General features: G+C 64.0%; 13 protein-coding genes. All 13 read right to left on the bottom strand.

Features of this window, described 5'->3' with window-relative positions; translation table 11 throughout:
- The 13 genes from EMQ25_RS06195 to rpsB all read right to left on the bottom strand — a co-directional run bounded on the left by EMQ25_RS06195 (position 1) and on the right by rpsB (position 13,251).
- On the bottom strand, positions 1-1,143 hold the full coding sequence (locus tag EMQ25_RS06195) for a lipid-A-disaccharide synthase (protein ID WP_127187689.1): 1,143 nt from the start codon (positions 1,141-1,143) through the stop codon (positions 1-3).
- Positions 1,136-1,963 carry an LpxI family protein gene (gene lpxI / locus EMQ25_RS06190; RefSeq protein ID WP_127187688.1) on the bottom strand — a complete coding sequence of 276 codons (828 nt, stop codon included), beginning with the start codon at positions 1,961-1,963 and terminating at the stop codon, positions 1,136-1,138. Before lpxI ends, EMQ25_RS06195 begins: the two co-directional genes overlap by 8 nt.
- The gene (gene lpxA / locus EMQ25_RS06185; protein ID WP_127187687.1) at positions 1,964-2,770 is read right to left on the bottom strand and encodes an acyl-ACP--UDP-N-acetylglucosamine O-acyltransferase; all 807 of its coding nucleotides are present in this window, start codon (positions 2,768-2,770) and stop codon (positions 1,964-1,966) included.
- Positions 2,771-2,775: 5 nt separating this feature from the next.
- Positions 2,776-3,255, bottom strand: a complete 480-nt coding sequence (gene fabZ, locus EMQ25_RS06180; protein WP_127187686.1) for a 3-hydroxyacyl-ACP dehydratase FabZ — start codon at positions 3,253-3,255, stop codon at positions 2,776-2,778.
- A complete protein-coding gene (lpxD, locus tag EMQ25_RS06175) occupies positions 3,255-4,283 on the bottom strand; it encodes a UDP-3-O-(3-hydroxymyristoyl)glucosamine N-acyltransferase (protein ID WP_127187685.1) in 1,029 nt (342 codons plus the stop codon). The genes fabZ and lpxD overlap by 1 nt, the downstream gene beginning before the upstream one ends.
- A gap of 174 nt (positions 4,284-4,457) precedes the next feature.
- Positions 4,458-6,821 carry an outer membrane protein assembly factor BamA gene (gene bamA, locus EMQ25_RS06170; RefSeq protein ID WP_127187684.1) on the bottom strand — a complete coding sequence of 788 codons (2,364 nt, stop codon included), beginning with the start codon at positions 6,819-6,821 and terminating at the stop codon, positions 4,458-4,460.
- Positions 6,822-6,987: 166 nt separating this feature from the next.
- Positions 6,988-8,094 (bottom strand): RIP metalloprotease RseP, encoded by a 1,107-nt coding sequence (gene rseP / locus EMQ25_RS06165; RefSeq protein ID WP_127187683.1) that lies wholly within the window; start codon positions 8,092-8,094, stop codon positions 6,988-6,990.
- Between the two features lie 155 nt (positions 8,095-8,249).
- Positions 8,250-9,098 carry a phosphatidate cytidylyltransferase gene (locus tag EMQ25_RS06160; RefSeq protein WP_127187682.1) on the bottom strand — a complete coding sequence of 283 codons (849 nt, stop codon included), beginning with the start codon at positions 9,096-9,098 and terminating at the stop codon, positions 8,250-8,252.
- On the bottom strand, positions 9,095-9,856 hold the full coding sequence (uppS, locus tag EMQ25_RS06155) for a polyprenyl diphosphate synthase (protein ID WP_127187681.1): 762 nt from the start codon (positions 9,854-9,856) through the stop codon (positions 9,095-9,097). The genes EMQ25_RS06160 and uppS overlap by 4 nt, the downstream gene beginning before the upstream one ends.
- A gap of 42 nt (positions 9,857-9,898) precedes the next feature.
- On the bottom strand, positions 9,899-10,459 hold the full coding sequence (gene frr / locus EMQ25_RS06150) for a ribosome recycling factor (protein ID WP_127187680.1): 561 nt from the start codon (positions 10,457-10,459) through the stop codon (positions 9,899-9,901).
- 16 nt (positions 10,460-10,475) lie between these two features.
- Positions 10,476-11,201, bottom strand: coding sequence for a UMP kinase (gene pyrH / locus EMQ25_RS06145; RefSeq protein WP_127187679.1), 726 nt, complete (start codon positions 11,199-11,201; stop codon positions 10,476-10,478).
- A 202-nt stretch (positions 11,202-11,403) separates the two neighbouring features.
- Positions 11,404-12,333: a translation elongation factor Ts gene (gene tsf, locus EMQ25_RS06140; protein WP_127187678.1), complete on the bottom strand. Its 930-nt coding sequence runs from the start codon at positions 12,331-12,333 to the stop codon at positions 11,404-11,406.
- A 138-nt stretch (positions 12,334-12,471) separates the two neighbouring features.
- Positions 12,472-13,251 (bottom strand): 30S ribosomal protein S2, encoded by a 780-nt coding sequence (gene rpsB / locus EMQ25_RS06135; RefSeq protein ID WP_127187677.1) that lies wholly within the window; start codon positions 13,249-13,251, stop codon positions 12,472-12,474.
- Positions 13,252-13,448: the final 197 nt, after the last annotated feature.

Here is a 13,448-nt window from a genome sequence, read left to right as displayed (position 1 = left end):
CTAGGAAAGGGAATCCGCGTCTTTAAGGTGCATGAGAACACGATCGGCAGCGCTCTCGCGGGGCGTTCCCGGCCGCCCCTCCTCCATCATCTGCCGCAGCCGCCGGAAGGCCGCCTGCTGAGCATGTGCGCTTGATGGACGGTCCAGCAGATCCTGAGCCGCGGCAAGGACCGGGCCCACATCAGCCTGAGCCAGCACGCATTCTGGCGTGACATCGCTTTCGAGCACGATATTGGGGAGCCCAACCCAGGGTCGCCCAAGCCTCTCGAAGTGCCGGGACTGAATGCCGTCCATGACATAGGTGATGACCATCGGCACGCCGGCGAGTGCCAGCTCGAGCGTTGCGGTGCCGGCGCAGGCTATCGCAACGCGCGTTTCGCTCTCGAGGCGCCGACGTTCTTCCGGATCAGTCACGATTGCCACAGGCACGGGCCAGGATGAGACTGCCGCACCGAGGTTTGGAGCGAGATGCGGGAGGGTCGGTATATAGAAAAGGAGCCTCTCTGGACGCTGGGCAAGGCGGCCTGCCAGTTCGGCGAAGAGCGGCAGGTGGCGTTTGAGTTCGCCTGCGCGGCTACCGGGTAGGAGTGCGACGTATCTCGCCGTCTCGAGATCAAGTTCGGACGCTGCGCGAGCGAGTGCAGGATGGCCGACATAATGGGTAGGTGGCCCACCAAGACGCACCATCACTTCCGGCTCGAACGGAAGGATTGCCAGAACCTCGTCAAAGAGCGGACGGATCTGCGCTGCGCGCTCCGGCTTCCGGGCCCACACTGTCGGGGCGACGTAAAGCAGGATGGCGCCGCGATAGCCGGCCTTGCGCAATCGCTTGGCGAGAAGCGTGGAAAAAAGCTTGTTGTCGATCAGGACGACGACCCGAGGGCGGATCCGGCGGATGAGCCTCGCCAGCTGCCCGAGGCGACGCAGCAGATTGGGGAGACGGAGCACGACGTCGCTGACGCCCATGACGCTGAGTTCGGCAAGCGGGAAGAGCGTGTCGAGCCCCTGCCCGATCATGCCGTCACCACCGACGCCCATGATGTCGAGGTTCCGGCGGGCGCGGAGATCGGCAATCAATGCGGCTCCGAGCCTGTCCCCGGAGGGCTCGCCGGCGACGACGAAGAGGTCGGCCCGCTCAGGCATCGACGGCGGGTACGCCGACGACCGATATGCCGAGCGCGTCAGCCCGAGCGGAGATTTCCCCGCGCTCGATCAGCAGCGTCCGGCCGGCCTGCACCGCGATATGGACGATGCCGGCTGCGCGTGCATTGTCGATGGTGACCGGGCCGATGGCCGGAAGGTCGACGAAGAGCGGCTGGGCCGGCTTCGCGGCTTTCGCGAGAATGATGGCGCCCTCCCCATCACCGGTGAGACCGGCCCGCCGGAACTGGCCGATGCGGGCGATCAAAGCGTCGGTGCCGGCAATATCCTCGACGGCAAGCACGCGGCGGCCGGTGGTGGCGACTGCCTGGCCGAGATCGAGCCGCCCCACCTCACGCGCCGTCTGCATGGCAAATGCGAGATCGGACTGGGGCGCCATGGCAGGAGGGCCCGCGATATGGCCGACGGGCGCCAACAACTCTGGAGCCAGATTTTCGATGCCGATGAGGTCGGCCCCGGTCATCGTCTTCAGCGTGCGGGCGACGCCAGAAAGCGCGCCGTCACCGACGCTGTCGGAAGACGCGCCTCCTCCCCCACCGAGGCGAGCGAGACCTTCGCGGACGCGATCGGACAGGGTGACGCCCCCGACGAGCAGAATATGCGTCGTGCGGAACATCTTGAGCGAAAAGACGATGCCGAGCGGGTTTTCCAGATCTGCGCGGCCCGTCTTCACGTCATCGCCGAGATCGTCGCGCGGCACGAGCGTGAGCACCTGGAAACGATAGCCGCCGCGCCGGGCGGCATCGATGGCAAGGGGCACGAGAGCGCCGGTCCCCGCAAAGATCGTCAGGCGGCCAGCCATCTACCCGTGATGCCCGTTGCGCGGCATGCAGATGGCGCGATCCTTGGCAGCGGTGATGAAGGCAACGACGTCCTGCACCATGGGTTCGGACTCAAAGAGCTGCGCGGCATCCTCGACCCGCTCCCGCAGCGTCCCTTCGGTGGAAAAGATCATCCGATAGGCGGCGCGAAGGCTGTGGATCGCCTCACGGTCAAAGCCGCGACGCTTGAGGCCGACGAGGTTGAGCCCGGCGAGATTTGCGCGATTGCCAAGGGCCATGCCGTAAGGAATGACGTCTGCGTCGACCATGGATTGCGCGCCGATAAAGGCGTGCGAGCCGATCCGGACGTATTGGTGAACGACGCAAATGCCCCCGAAGATGACATAGTCACCGACGGTGCAGTGACCGGCGACGCCGACATAGTTGGCGAGGATCACGTGATTGCCGAGAACGCAGTCATGGGCCACATGGGCGTTCGCCATGATCAGGCAATCGTCCCCGATGCGGGTCTCCATGATACCGCCGCGCGTGCCCGGATTGATGGTGACGGCTTCGCGGATGACGCAGCGGGCGCCGATCACGACGCGGCTGGGCTCGCCTTCGTATTTCAGATCCTGGGGCTGGTGGCCGATCGACGCAAAGGGGAAAATGCGGGTCCCCGCCCCGATCTCGGTCAGCCCTTCCACAACGGCGTGGGAGACGAGCTCGACGCCATCGCCAAGCACGACCTCGTCGCCGACGATGCAGAAAGGACCAATGCGCACGCCCACGCCAAGGCGCGCGCCTGAGCCGACTATGGCCGTCGGATGAATGCTTGGAGCTGACAAATCCGCTATCCCGGAACGATCATGGCGCCGATTTCGGCTTCGGCGACAACAACGCCATTGACGATGGCCTTGGCCTCATAGCGGCCGACCGTGCGCCGACGGTGGATCTTGCGGATGTGGTACTCGAGAACGTCACCGGGGCCGGCGGGCTTCCGGAACTTCGCCTTGTCGATGGTGAGCATCAGGACGATGCTCTTGCTTTCGGACATCGCATCGAGCGCAATCACGATGGCGCCCGCTGTCTGTGCCATGCCCTCGATGATGAGGACGCCCGGGAACACGGGCTTCCCCGGGAAGTGCCCCTGAAAGATGGGCTCGTTGAACGTCACGTTCTTGATGCCCACGGCGCTGTCGTCACGATCGATGTCGATGATCTTGTCGATCATCAGGAAGGGATAGCGGTGGGGCAACGCGGTCAGGATGTCGCCGATGTCGAGCGAATTGAGTTCGCGCTTCTGCTCCGCATTCTCCAGCTTGGTGTCCATCAGCGCTGATCTCCCTTACTCAACCGCCGCAACATTGCGAGCTCACGCCAGAATTCCCTTATATCCTGAGCTGGCGCACCGGCAAGCTTGGAGCCTGCCGGCCAATCCTTCGTGACCGCGGCACGCCCGTGAACGACCGAGCCCGCGCCGACGGTCAGATGGCCGGAGGTGCCCACGCCGCCGCCGAATAGCACGCCATCCTCGAGCGTGGTGGTGCCTGAGAGGCCGGACATCGCAGCGATCAAGCAGAAGCGGCCGATGCGGCAATTGTGACCGATCTGAACGAGGTTATCGATCTTGGTGCCCTCCCCGATCACCGTGTCGCCAAGGGCGCCGCGATCGATCGTCGAGTTTGCCCCGATCTCGACACTGTCCTGCACGATGACGCGCCCGAGCTGTGGCACCTTGCGGTTGGTGCGGCCAAAATCGAGCCAGCCGAAGCCCTCCGTGCCGATTCGAACCCCGGCCTGCAGTACGACATTGGACCCCAGATATGCGCACTCGATGCTGCAGCCAGGGCCAATCACGCAGTTGCGGCCAATGGCGACGCCGGCCCCGATCACAGTATTGGGGCCGATCACCGTACCGCGGCCGATCTCGACGCCTGGACCGAGGACCACGCCGGGCCCGAGCACGACGTCTTCTTCGAGAAGGGGTGGATTGGTTGCGCTCGCGACCCCGGCGAGGACGATCGCACGGGTATCGGCGGGATAAAGCTGCTCGAGGAGCGTGACGAACGCTTCGTGAGGCCGGGAATGAGGGATCGCAAGGCTGCCGGCCGGGATGTCGGCAACGAACTTCTCGTCGCAGATGATCGCACTGGCCCGGGTGTGAGCCAGTTGCGGCAGATAATCCTTGTGCGCGATCAGCGCCACCTGCCCTGGTCCGGCAAGCTCGAGTTCGGCCGCCCCTTCGATCTGCACGCCGGCGGCGCGCCCGGACCACTCGGCTTCGGGAAGACCGAGAATGGCGAGCAGAGCCGTGAGCGGGGTCGGCACCGGGGTGGGATGGAAGCGAGTATCGACCATGCGGGAATCAGGATCACGGGCTGGGCCGACGAGCGGCAGGACTGAGCGGGGAGACTGTCACGGGATGGCGCCGGTGACAATCAGCGAGCGCCGATGCGCACAGGACCTTGACCTTCAAACAAGAACCCCCGCCTCGCGGCAGCGAAGCGGGGGTCGATGTCGTCGCCGTTTCGGCTAGAGCAGGGTCTGCAGCGTCAGCTGAAAGACCTGCGGACGGTCGTCGGTCGCCTTCTGGACCACATAACCGAAGTCGCCGCGAAGCGGGCCGAACGGGCTGTCCCAGATGATGGACGCACCCACGGAGGCCTTGAGATTCTCGTCGATGCTGCCGTCAGTTACCATGAACTGACCATCAGCGCCCGCTAGACCATCGATATAGGCCGCATCAGCCCAGACCGCGCCACGAATGCCATAGGTCTCAGGCAGGACCGGGATCGGGAACTCGATCTCAGCCGAGATGCCGGCATACATGGTGGAGCCGAGAGCTTCACCTTCCGAAGTGCGCGGGCCAAGGCTGCGCGGCTGGAAGCCGCGGATGAGGCTCGGGCCGTGCCGATAGGCTTCGATCGGGTGAACACCGTCGCCGCTCAAATCATTGATGATGCCGGCCTGGCCGCGAACGCTCGCCACCATGCCGCTATCCTGGATGAGCGGGGTGAAGTAGCGGGCCCGCGCCTCTGTCTTGATGTAGTTGTGATCCCAGCCGACATATTGCTGCGTGAAGGTGGCCAGCACGCCTTCGGTCGGGCGGCGATTGTCGTTCAGCGTGTTGTAGGTGAGCGTATAACCCACCCACGCCTTGTTGAAGTTCAAGCCGTCTGCAAAGCTGGGCCCGGTCTCTGGATTAGTGGTCGACCCGACTGGGTCGAAGAGCTGAGTGAACGGTGCCTCGGCATCATAGATGGTCCGCGTCTCGAGGCCGGTGAAGAGCGACGCGTTGAGATCGCGGGTGACCGGGAGGCCGAAGCGGATCTGACCACCGGTGGCCGTCGTGCCGTAACGGGCGTTGCCGCCCTCATCCTGGATCCGGTGATAGACGTCGATACCCGACGAAATCCGCAGACCCATGAAGCGGGGTTCGGTGAAGGAGAAGTCGAAGGTCTGGCCCGAGCCGGTGGCACCGACCGCGGCGCGGACGAACTGGCCGCGACCGAGGAAGTTGCGCTCGGTGATCGAGACTTCGCCCAGGATCCCGTCGGCAGTCGAATAGCCGGCGGTGATGCCGTAGTCGCCGGTCGAGTCTTCTTCGACGGCCACGTTGATCACCACCTGGTCGGGCGCGCTGCCCTGTTCGGTCGTGATGTTGACGACCTTGAAGAAGCGCAGGTTCTCGATCGAGCTCTTGCCGCGCGTAACGAGCGAGCGGTTGAACGGATCACCCTCGGCGAACTCCAGCTCGCGACGGATGACGTAGTCGCGGGTCTTGTTGTTGCCGGTGATGTTGATGCGCTCGACATAGATGCGCGGCCCTTCGTCGACGAGATAGGTCACGTCGAAGATGTTGCCGTTGAGGTCGCGGTTCATACGCGGCCGCACGTCGGCAAAGGGGTAGCCCTGGTCGGTTGCACCGATGGCGAGATCCTGGGCGGTCCGCTCGATCTCGGAGAGCGAGTAGCGCGACCCTTCCCGGGTCCGTACGGACCCGCGCAACGCATCGGCGTTCAGGCCGGCGATCGAGGTCTCGATGCCGACATTGCCGAACTCGTAGCGTTGACCTTCGACCACGGTGAAGTTGATGTAGTAGCCATTGCGGCTCGGATCATACTCGGCGACGGCCGAAGTGACCTGCGCATCGGGATAGCCGTTGTTGGCGTAGTAGAGCCGGATCAGCTCGCGGTCGATCTCGAGCTGGGCGTCGGTGTAGTTGTCGTCCTGGAAGAGCCAGCTCAGCAGGTGCGTCTCGCGAGTGCGGATCACGCTCTTGAGGGCGCCAGAGCTGAAATTGTTGTTGCCGGTGAAGTTGATCGCGGCGATGCCAGCGCGCTCACCCTCGTTCACGACGAACACGACGCGGGTCCGGCCACCCTGGGTGGCTTCGGTCCGCGGGGTCACCGTGACGTTGGAATAGCCAACCTGATTGTAGGCAAGCCGGATGCTCTCGGCATCGCGCTGGATGATCTCGCTCGAGATCGCGCCGCGATTGCCCGAATTGATCATGGCCATGAGCTGGGCGTCCGAGAAGCGGCGATTGCCCTCGAACAGCACCGACGCGACGATCGCATTCTCGACGACGCGCACCGAAAGCGTGCCACCGGAGTACGAAACGGACGCATCCGAGAAGAGGCCGGTCTGATACAGCGAGGCGATGGACGCATCGATCTGCGCTTGGGTCGCAGCCTGGCCCACCCGAACGGTGAGGTAGGATGCGACGGTCGCATCGTCGACGCGCGAATTGCCGGTGACGGCGATCCGACTCACAGTCTGCGCCTGTGCTTCCGTCACCCCCAGGAGAGGACCGCCCACCCCCAGGACGGGCGCCGCCACCGTGAGGGGAAGCGCCAGAAACACACCGCGCATCAGCTTGTTGGGATCAATCATGGTATTCTTGCCTTTGCGACCTCTTGCCAGGGAATCGCCATGCACAGCGCTCCCCCAGCTAACTCCATTGAACCGTTTTACTGTTTTTTTAACCACGGACAAGCGCCCGTGCCTGATTGGGTTACCAAAAGATTGGTTCCTTGCAATTGCGCAACACCGCCCGCCCTCACCGCTGGAAGGTCCAATAAAGGTCGTTTCCGAAGGTGAAGACGGTCAATGTGAGCACGAGCGCGAGGCCAATCCTGAAACCGAATTCCTGAACGCGAGGGCTGAGCGGACGACCGCGCACCGCCTCGACGAGATAGTAGAGCAGATGCCCGCCATCGAGCATCGGCACCGGCAGAAGATTGAAGATGCCGATGTTGAGCGAGAGCATTGCGATCAGGTTGATCAGCGCCACGATGCCCAGCGTCGCCACCTCCCCCGAAACCTGCGCGACCTTCACGGGCCCGCCAAGCTGCTGGGGATCGCCGCGTCCAACGAAGAAATCACCTAGGAACGCGGCAGTCCTGTCGATGATGAAGCGAATCTCCTCGAATGTCATCCCCACCGCCTCGATGGGGTCGGGCCGGTAAAGCGTGACATCGGTCTCGCCGATGTCGCGGCTTACGCCCAGCCGGCCGATCCGGTGCGTATTGCCGAACCGGTCGGTGGTTTCTGCCGCCTCGGGCACGGCAACCAGGGTCTGCTGAGCGCCATCGCGCTCTACGACCATGGTGATCGGGCGCTCAGGAGCGGTGGCAACGAGGCGCTGGAAATCTTCGAACCCGCGGACGACATACCCATCCACCGAAACGAGCCGGTCTCCCGACAGAAGCCCTGCCTCCTGGGCAACAGAACCCTCGATGACCTCCCCGATCACCGGCGGGATGGTGTAGCGGCCATAGCCGAGAAGAAGCGCGTAGAGGATAAGGAAAGTCAGGAGCACGTTGGCAGCCGGCCCGGCGATCACGACCGCGATCCGGCGCCACACGTTCTGATGGGCGAACATGCGTTTACGGAGTTCTGGCGGCGCGTCGCGCAGCGCCTCATCGTCCGGGACGCTCGCAGCGTTCATGTCGCCGACGAACCGGACGTAACCGCCAAGGGGGATTGCAGAGAGTCGCCAGCGGGTGCCGTGGCGATCGTTGAAGCCAACGATCTCAGGACCGAAGCCGATCGAAAAAGTGTGGATGGCGATGCCGTTCCAGCGCGCGACGAGATAGTGCCCCATCTCGTGCACGAACACGATCACTGTGAGGACGACGAGGAACGAGACCAGGGTCAGCAGCATCGATGGCTTCCGTAGATTCGGGCGCGTCCGATCCGAGCCGGCAATACCGGCTCGAGCGGGCCTCCGCCCACGTCACGAAGGGTCGGGATCTGCGCAGTCAATTACGCCAGATTTGCGTTAACAATGCGATAGCGGGAGTGTCGCATCGCACGTTCCTACCAGAAGATCAGCCCCTGGGCGACGCTTGCCGGCCCCATGTGCAACAGGCCAATTGCCACGGCAAACAGGACGGCGAAGGTGAGGCTGTCCAGACGATCCATCAATCCGCCATGGCCGGGGATGATGTCGCCGCTGTCCTTGACACGGAACCGACGCTTGAGCCCGCTTTCGGCGAGATCGCCGATCTGGCCGCAAACGCTCATTGCAAGCGCGATCATCGCGCCGATCCAGGCGGGGCTGTCGGTAAACACCATCCAGACGAGGCTGCCCGAGATCGCACCGATCGCAAGGCCGCCAAGGGCGCCGGACCAGGTCTTGGAGGGAGAGATGTCCGGAGCGAGCTTCTCGCCGCCCACCTGCCGGCCGGTGAAGAACGCGCCGGTGTCGGTCATCCAGACGACAGTGCCGACAAAGACACAGGCGATGATCCCCGCCTGTCCGGCATCCCGGAGCGACAGGATGGCTGCGATGACGAGCCCGACGAAAGCGAGGCCGGCGATCCGCCAGACGACTGCCCCGCCCCGCGCGATGATCGCGATGACGCAGGCCATGGCGTGCGTCGCGGCGATGGCAGGAAGGCCCCATAGCGGGTAAGCGAGCGATGACAGAAAGACGAGGCCGATGAGCACCATGCCGAGCGGGGTCAGCGGCTTCAGGGTAACCATCGTCTCCCATTCGCGATAGGCGCCGGCGAAGGCTGCGCCGACCAGCCCCGAGAAGACGTAACCACCCAGCACCAGCGCGGTCACCGCAAGGGCCACCAGAACCGCCGCTGAAATGAGGCGCGGACCCAAATCCGACCACAACCGACGGCTACGCGGATTGTCTCCCCCGGGCAAACTCATGGCGCCTTCGCTTCCAGCCCGCCGTAACGGCGTTCCCGCAGGGAATATTGCTCGAGGACCCGCAGGAAGGTGTCCTCGTCGAAATCGGGCCAGTAGTCGTCCACGAAGACCAGTTCGGAATAGGCGCCCTGCCACAGCAGGAAATTCGAGAAGCGCTGCTCCCCGCTCGTGCGCAGGATGAGATCGGGGTCGGGAACGCCTGCAGTGTAAAGCGAGCGTGTGATCGTCGCTTCGGTAATGTCCTCGGGCCGCAACTCCCCGGCAGCCACGGCACGGGCAATGCGGCGAGTGGCTTCCGTGAGTTCAGCCTTGCCACCATAGTTGAAGGCGACCATGAGGCGAAGACCGGTATTGAGCGCGGTCCGCGCCTCGACCTCGTCGATCAGCCGGATCAGCGATGGATCGAGCCCCTGCCGCGACCCGATTATCCGGACGCGCACATTGTTTCGGATCAGCTTTTCCAGATCCGAAGCCACGAAGCGACGAAGCAGCGCAAAAATGAACTGCACTTCCTCTGGCGGCCGGGACCAGTTCTCCGACGAGAAGCTGTAGACCGTCAGATGCGCGACGCCGTAGTCGATGCAGAGCTGGACGAGCCGGCGAAGGGCTCTGACGCCGGCCACGTGCCCTTCGGTACGTGGGCGCCCACGCGCGGCGGCCCAGCGCCCATTGCCATCCATGATGACCCCGACATGCTCCGGAATCCGAAGCCCAGGCCGTTCCTTGGCCTTGGAGGCGATAGCGGGGTCGCTCGACATGGATGCCCTCCCGGGCGGTAGCGGGCGGAAAAGCAGCGCAGGCTAGACCTGCATGATTTCCTGTTCCTTGGCGGCAACGGTGCTGTCCACCTCGGCGACCATGGAATCGGTCAGTTTCTGGACCTGCTCGCCATGAGAGCGCGCTTCGTCCTGGCCCAGATCGCCATCCTTTTCGAGCTTCTTGAGGAGATCCATGCCGTCCCGCCGGATGTGGCGAATGGCGACACGCGCCTGTTCGGCATAGGTGTGGGCAACCTTGGTCAGTTCCCGGCGACGCTCTTCATTGAGCTCGGGCAGCGGCACGCGGATGACCTGGCCCTCACCCATCGGATTGAGGCCCAGTCCGCTGTTGCGGATCGCTTTTTCGACGGCGCTCGCCATGGAGCGATCCCAGACCTGGACGCTGAGGAGGCGCGGCTCCGGAACGGTGACTGTCGCGACCTGATTGAGCGGCATCTTCGAGCCATAGGCATCAACCATCACGGGTTCCAGAAGGCTGGCGCTGGCCCGACCGGTCCGCAGACCTGCAAGTTCATCCCTGAGCGAGGCAATCGACTTCTGCATGCGGCTGCGCAGATTATCGATCGAGAAGGTATCGGCCATGAGGACTTGTCTCCTTTTATTGCTCTATCGGGCCAACGCGGGTGCTGCGGGTCCGGCCCGTCAGCACGCCCATCAGCCCGTCCTTGTCGTCGAGGGCATAGACTAGTATCGGCAGACCGTTGTCGCGGGCAAGCGCGAAGGCCGCCGTGTCCATAATGCGCAGGTCGCGCGCAATTACTTCTTCATGACTGATCGCATCATAGCGCTCGGCGTCAGGATTGCGCTGCGGATCGTCCGAATAAACCCCATCCACCTTCGTGCCCTTGAGCAGCACATCGCAGCGCAGCTCGATCGCCTTCAGAGCCGCAGCGGTGTCAGTGGTGAAGAACGGGTTTCCGGTGCCGCCGGCGCATACGACGACGAATCCGTCGGCAAGGGCCGCGGTGGCATCCCGCGCGGTGAACGTGTCGGCGACTGTCGGCATCGGTACGCTGGTGTAGACCTTGACGGGGACGCCTGCCTGCTCGATCGCATCGCCAAGTGCGAGCGAATTGATGACGGTGCCGAGCATGCCCATCACATCGCCGGTCACCCGGTCAGCGCCCTTGGCTGCAACGGCCATGCCTCTAAAGATATTGCCCGCACCGATGACAATCGCAATCTGGAATCCGGCGCGCGACGCTTCGGCGATCTGCGCTGCAACGGCGTTCAAGAACTTCGGCTCAATCCCGAAAGACTGGTCGCCGGCGAGCACTTCGCCTGACACCTTGAGCAGAATTCTCTTGTAGGCGGGACTGGCCATCGATCGACCTTCGGATGTGGCGCGCGATACTGGCGCCGGACTGGGCACCGTACGCGTCGTGATTATCATTGCCGGAACCGGGCCCGGACCCCTTAGGGGATAGCATGCTTTTTGGCGAAATGATGCGCGTGAGAGACGCATTCTGCAGATCGGCAGAAATCCGGCGGCACGGAAGCGCCGCCGGATAGATTGAAAGACTGGATCAGGCGCCGGTGCCGGCCGTGGCGGCCACTTCGGCGGCGAAGTCGGTGACTTCCTTCTCGATGCCTTCGCCCAGGGCATAGCGCACGAAAGCGGTGAGCTTGATCGGCGCGCCGGCATCCTTCTCGGCATTCTTGATCGCGTCGCCGACCTTCGTCTCGCCGTCGATCACGAAGGTCTGCGCCAGGAGCGTGACTTCCTCGTAGAACTTGCGGATCCGACCTTCGACCATCTTTTCGATGATCTCGGCAGGCTTGCCGGACTCGCGGGCCTGCTCGGAGAACACCGAACGCTCGCGTGCGACGACGTCCTGGTCGAGATCATCCGGAGACACCGAAAGCGGGTTGGTGGCTGCGATGTGCATGGCAATCTGCTTGCCGAGCGTCTCGAGCACTGCCTTGTCGCCGGTGGATTCGAGCGCCACGAGAATGCCGAGCTTGCCGAGGCCGTCTGCAACCGCATTGTGCACGTAGCTGCCGACGACGCCGTCCGAGACCGAAAGCACCGCAGCGCGGCGCAGGGTCATGTTCTCGCCGATCTTGGCGATGGCTTCGGTCAGTTCGGCCGAAACCGAGTGGCCCGTGCCGGGATAGGGCATTTCGGCAAGCGTCGCGACATCGCCATTGGCCTCGAGGCCCAGCTTGGCAATGTTGGAGACGATGGTCTGGAACTGCTCGTTGCGCGCAACGAAGTCCGTCTCGGAGTTAACCTCGACGACAGCCGCGCGAGCGCCGTCGGTCGCGACGCCGACAAGACCTTCGGCGGCCACGCGGCCGGCCTTCTTGGCCGCCTTCGCAAGGCCACGGGTGCGCAGCCAGTCGATTGCAGCTTCCATGTCGCCATTGGTCTCGGCCAGGGCCTTCTTGCAGTCCATCATGCCGACGCCGGTTGCGTCGCGCAGTTCCTTAACCTGCTGAGCAGTGATTGCCATTTGGGATCACCTCCTTGGCGGCCGACGGGCGGCCGCAAAAATGTCTAGATGGGAATCGCGCCCAGCACGGGCAAGCTGTGCATGGGCGCGATGCGAAAACGATCAGTCTGCCGGCAGTGGACCCGCCGGCAAACCGGATCAGTTCTGGGCTGCAGCCTCGGGCTCGGATTCGAGCGCGGGCTCTTCGGGGGCCACTTCGGACGCACCGAGATCGGCGCCGCGGGCAGTCGAGGAGCGCGCGATGCCGTCGATGGCGGCCTTGGACACCAGAGCGCAGTAGAGCTCGAGAGCGCGGGCGGCGTCGTCATTGCCCGGGATCGGGAAATCGACGAGATCGGGATCGGAATTGGTATCGACGACCGCAATCACCGGAATGCCGAGGCGACGCGCCTCCTTGATGGCATTGGCTTCCTTGTTGGTGTCGATCACAAACATGACGCTGGGCAGATTGCCCATGTCCTTGATGCCGCCGAGATCACGCTCGAGACGCTCACGCTCGCGATCGAGCATCAGGCGCTCTTTCTTGGTGAGGCCGTGGAAGCCTTCGGCCTCCTGGGCCTCGAGTTCACGCAGGCGCGCGATCGAGTGCGAGATGGTCTGCCAGTTGGTCAGCGTACCGCCGAGCCAGCGGGAATTGACGAAGTACTGAGCGCACTGACGGGCCGCCTCGGCGACGACGGGCGCCGCCTGGCGCTTTGTGCCGACGAAAAGCACGCGGCCGCCATCAGCAACGGTGTCGGACACGAGTTGCAGCGCGCGCTGGAGCATCGGCACGGTCTGACCGAGATCGACGATGTGGATGTCGTTGCGGACACCGAAGATGAAACGCTCCATCTTAGGGTTCCAGCGGTGCTTCTGGTGGCCGAAGTGAACGCCTGCCTCAAGCAGCTGGCGCATGGAAAAATCGGGCATTGCCATCTGGGCAATCTCCTTTACCGGTTGAGCCTCCGCAGGGCGGGTGCGACGGAAAATCCGCCACCGGCTGGTGCCGCCGCGTTTCGACGGTCCTTGCCCTGCGTGTGAATTGCGCCCAGGCCAATGCCGGACGCATGCGGGCTATAGCCGAACGGCGCATGGAAGGCAACCGGCCCGGTGGGCGCGCAATGGCCGCAGGG

Origin of the sequence: Arsenicitalea aurantiaca, assembly GCF_003994485.1 — a bacterium.
Lineage (GTDB): Bacteria > Pseudomonadota > Alphaproteobacteria > Rhizobiales > Devosiaceae > Arsenicitalea > Arsenicitalea aurantiaca.
Note: the sequence above shows the minus strand (reverse complement) of the source record. Positions and strands in the feature narration are given on the sequence as shown.

Coding starts and splice junctions, on each gene's coding strand:
- lpxI (WP_127187688.1), bottom strand. CDS start 1,963: ATGGCTGGCCGCCTGACGATCTTTGCGGGGACCGGCGCTCTCGTGCCC.
- frr (WP_127187680.1), bottom strand. CDS start 10,459: ATGGCCGATACCTTCTCGATCGATAATCTGCGCAGCCGCATGCAGAAG.
- tsf (WP_127187678.1), bottom strand. CDS start 12,333: ATGGCAATCACTGCTCAGCAGGTTAAGGAACTGCGCGACGCAACCGGC.
- rseP (WP_127187683.1), bottom strand. CDS start 8,094: ATGCTGCTGACCCTGGTCTCGTTCCTCGTCGTCCTCACAGTGATCGTG.
- bamA (WP_127187684.1), bottom strand. CDS start 6,821: ATGATTGATCCCAACAAGCTGATGCGCGGTGTGTTTCTGGCGCTTCCC.
- rpsB (WP_127187677.1), bottom strand. CDS start 13,251: ATGGCAATGCCCGATTTTTCCATGCGCCAGCTGCTTGAGGCAGGCGTT.
- EMQ25_RS06195 (WP_127187689.1), bottom strand. CDS start 1,143: ATGCCTGAGCGGGCCGACCTCTTCGTCGTCGCCGGCGAGCCCTCCGGG.
- fabZ (WP_127187686.1), bottom strand. CDS start 3,255: ATGGACACCAAGCTGGAGAATGCGGAGCAGAAGCGCGAACTCAATTCG.
- pyrH (WP_127187679.1), bottom strand. CDS start 11,201: ATGGCCAGTCCCGCCTACAAGAGAATTCTGCTCAAGGTGTCAGGCGAA.
- uppS (WP_127187681.1), bottom strand. CDS start 9,856: ATGTCGAGCGACCCCGCTATCGCCTCCAAGGCCAAGGAACGGCCTGGG.
- EMQ25_RS06160 (WP_127187682.1), bottom strand. CDS start 9,098: ATGAGTTTGCCCGGGGGAGACAATCCGCGTAGCCGTCGGTTGTGGTCG.
- lpxD (WP_127187685.1), bottom strand. CDS start 4,283: ATGGTCGATACTCGCTTCCATCCCACCCCGGTGCCGACCCCGCTCACG.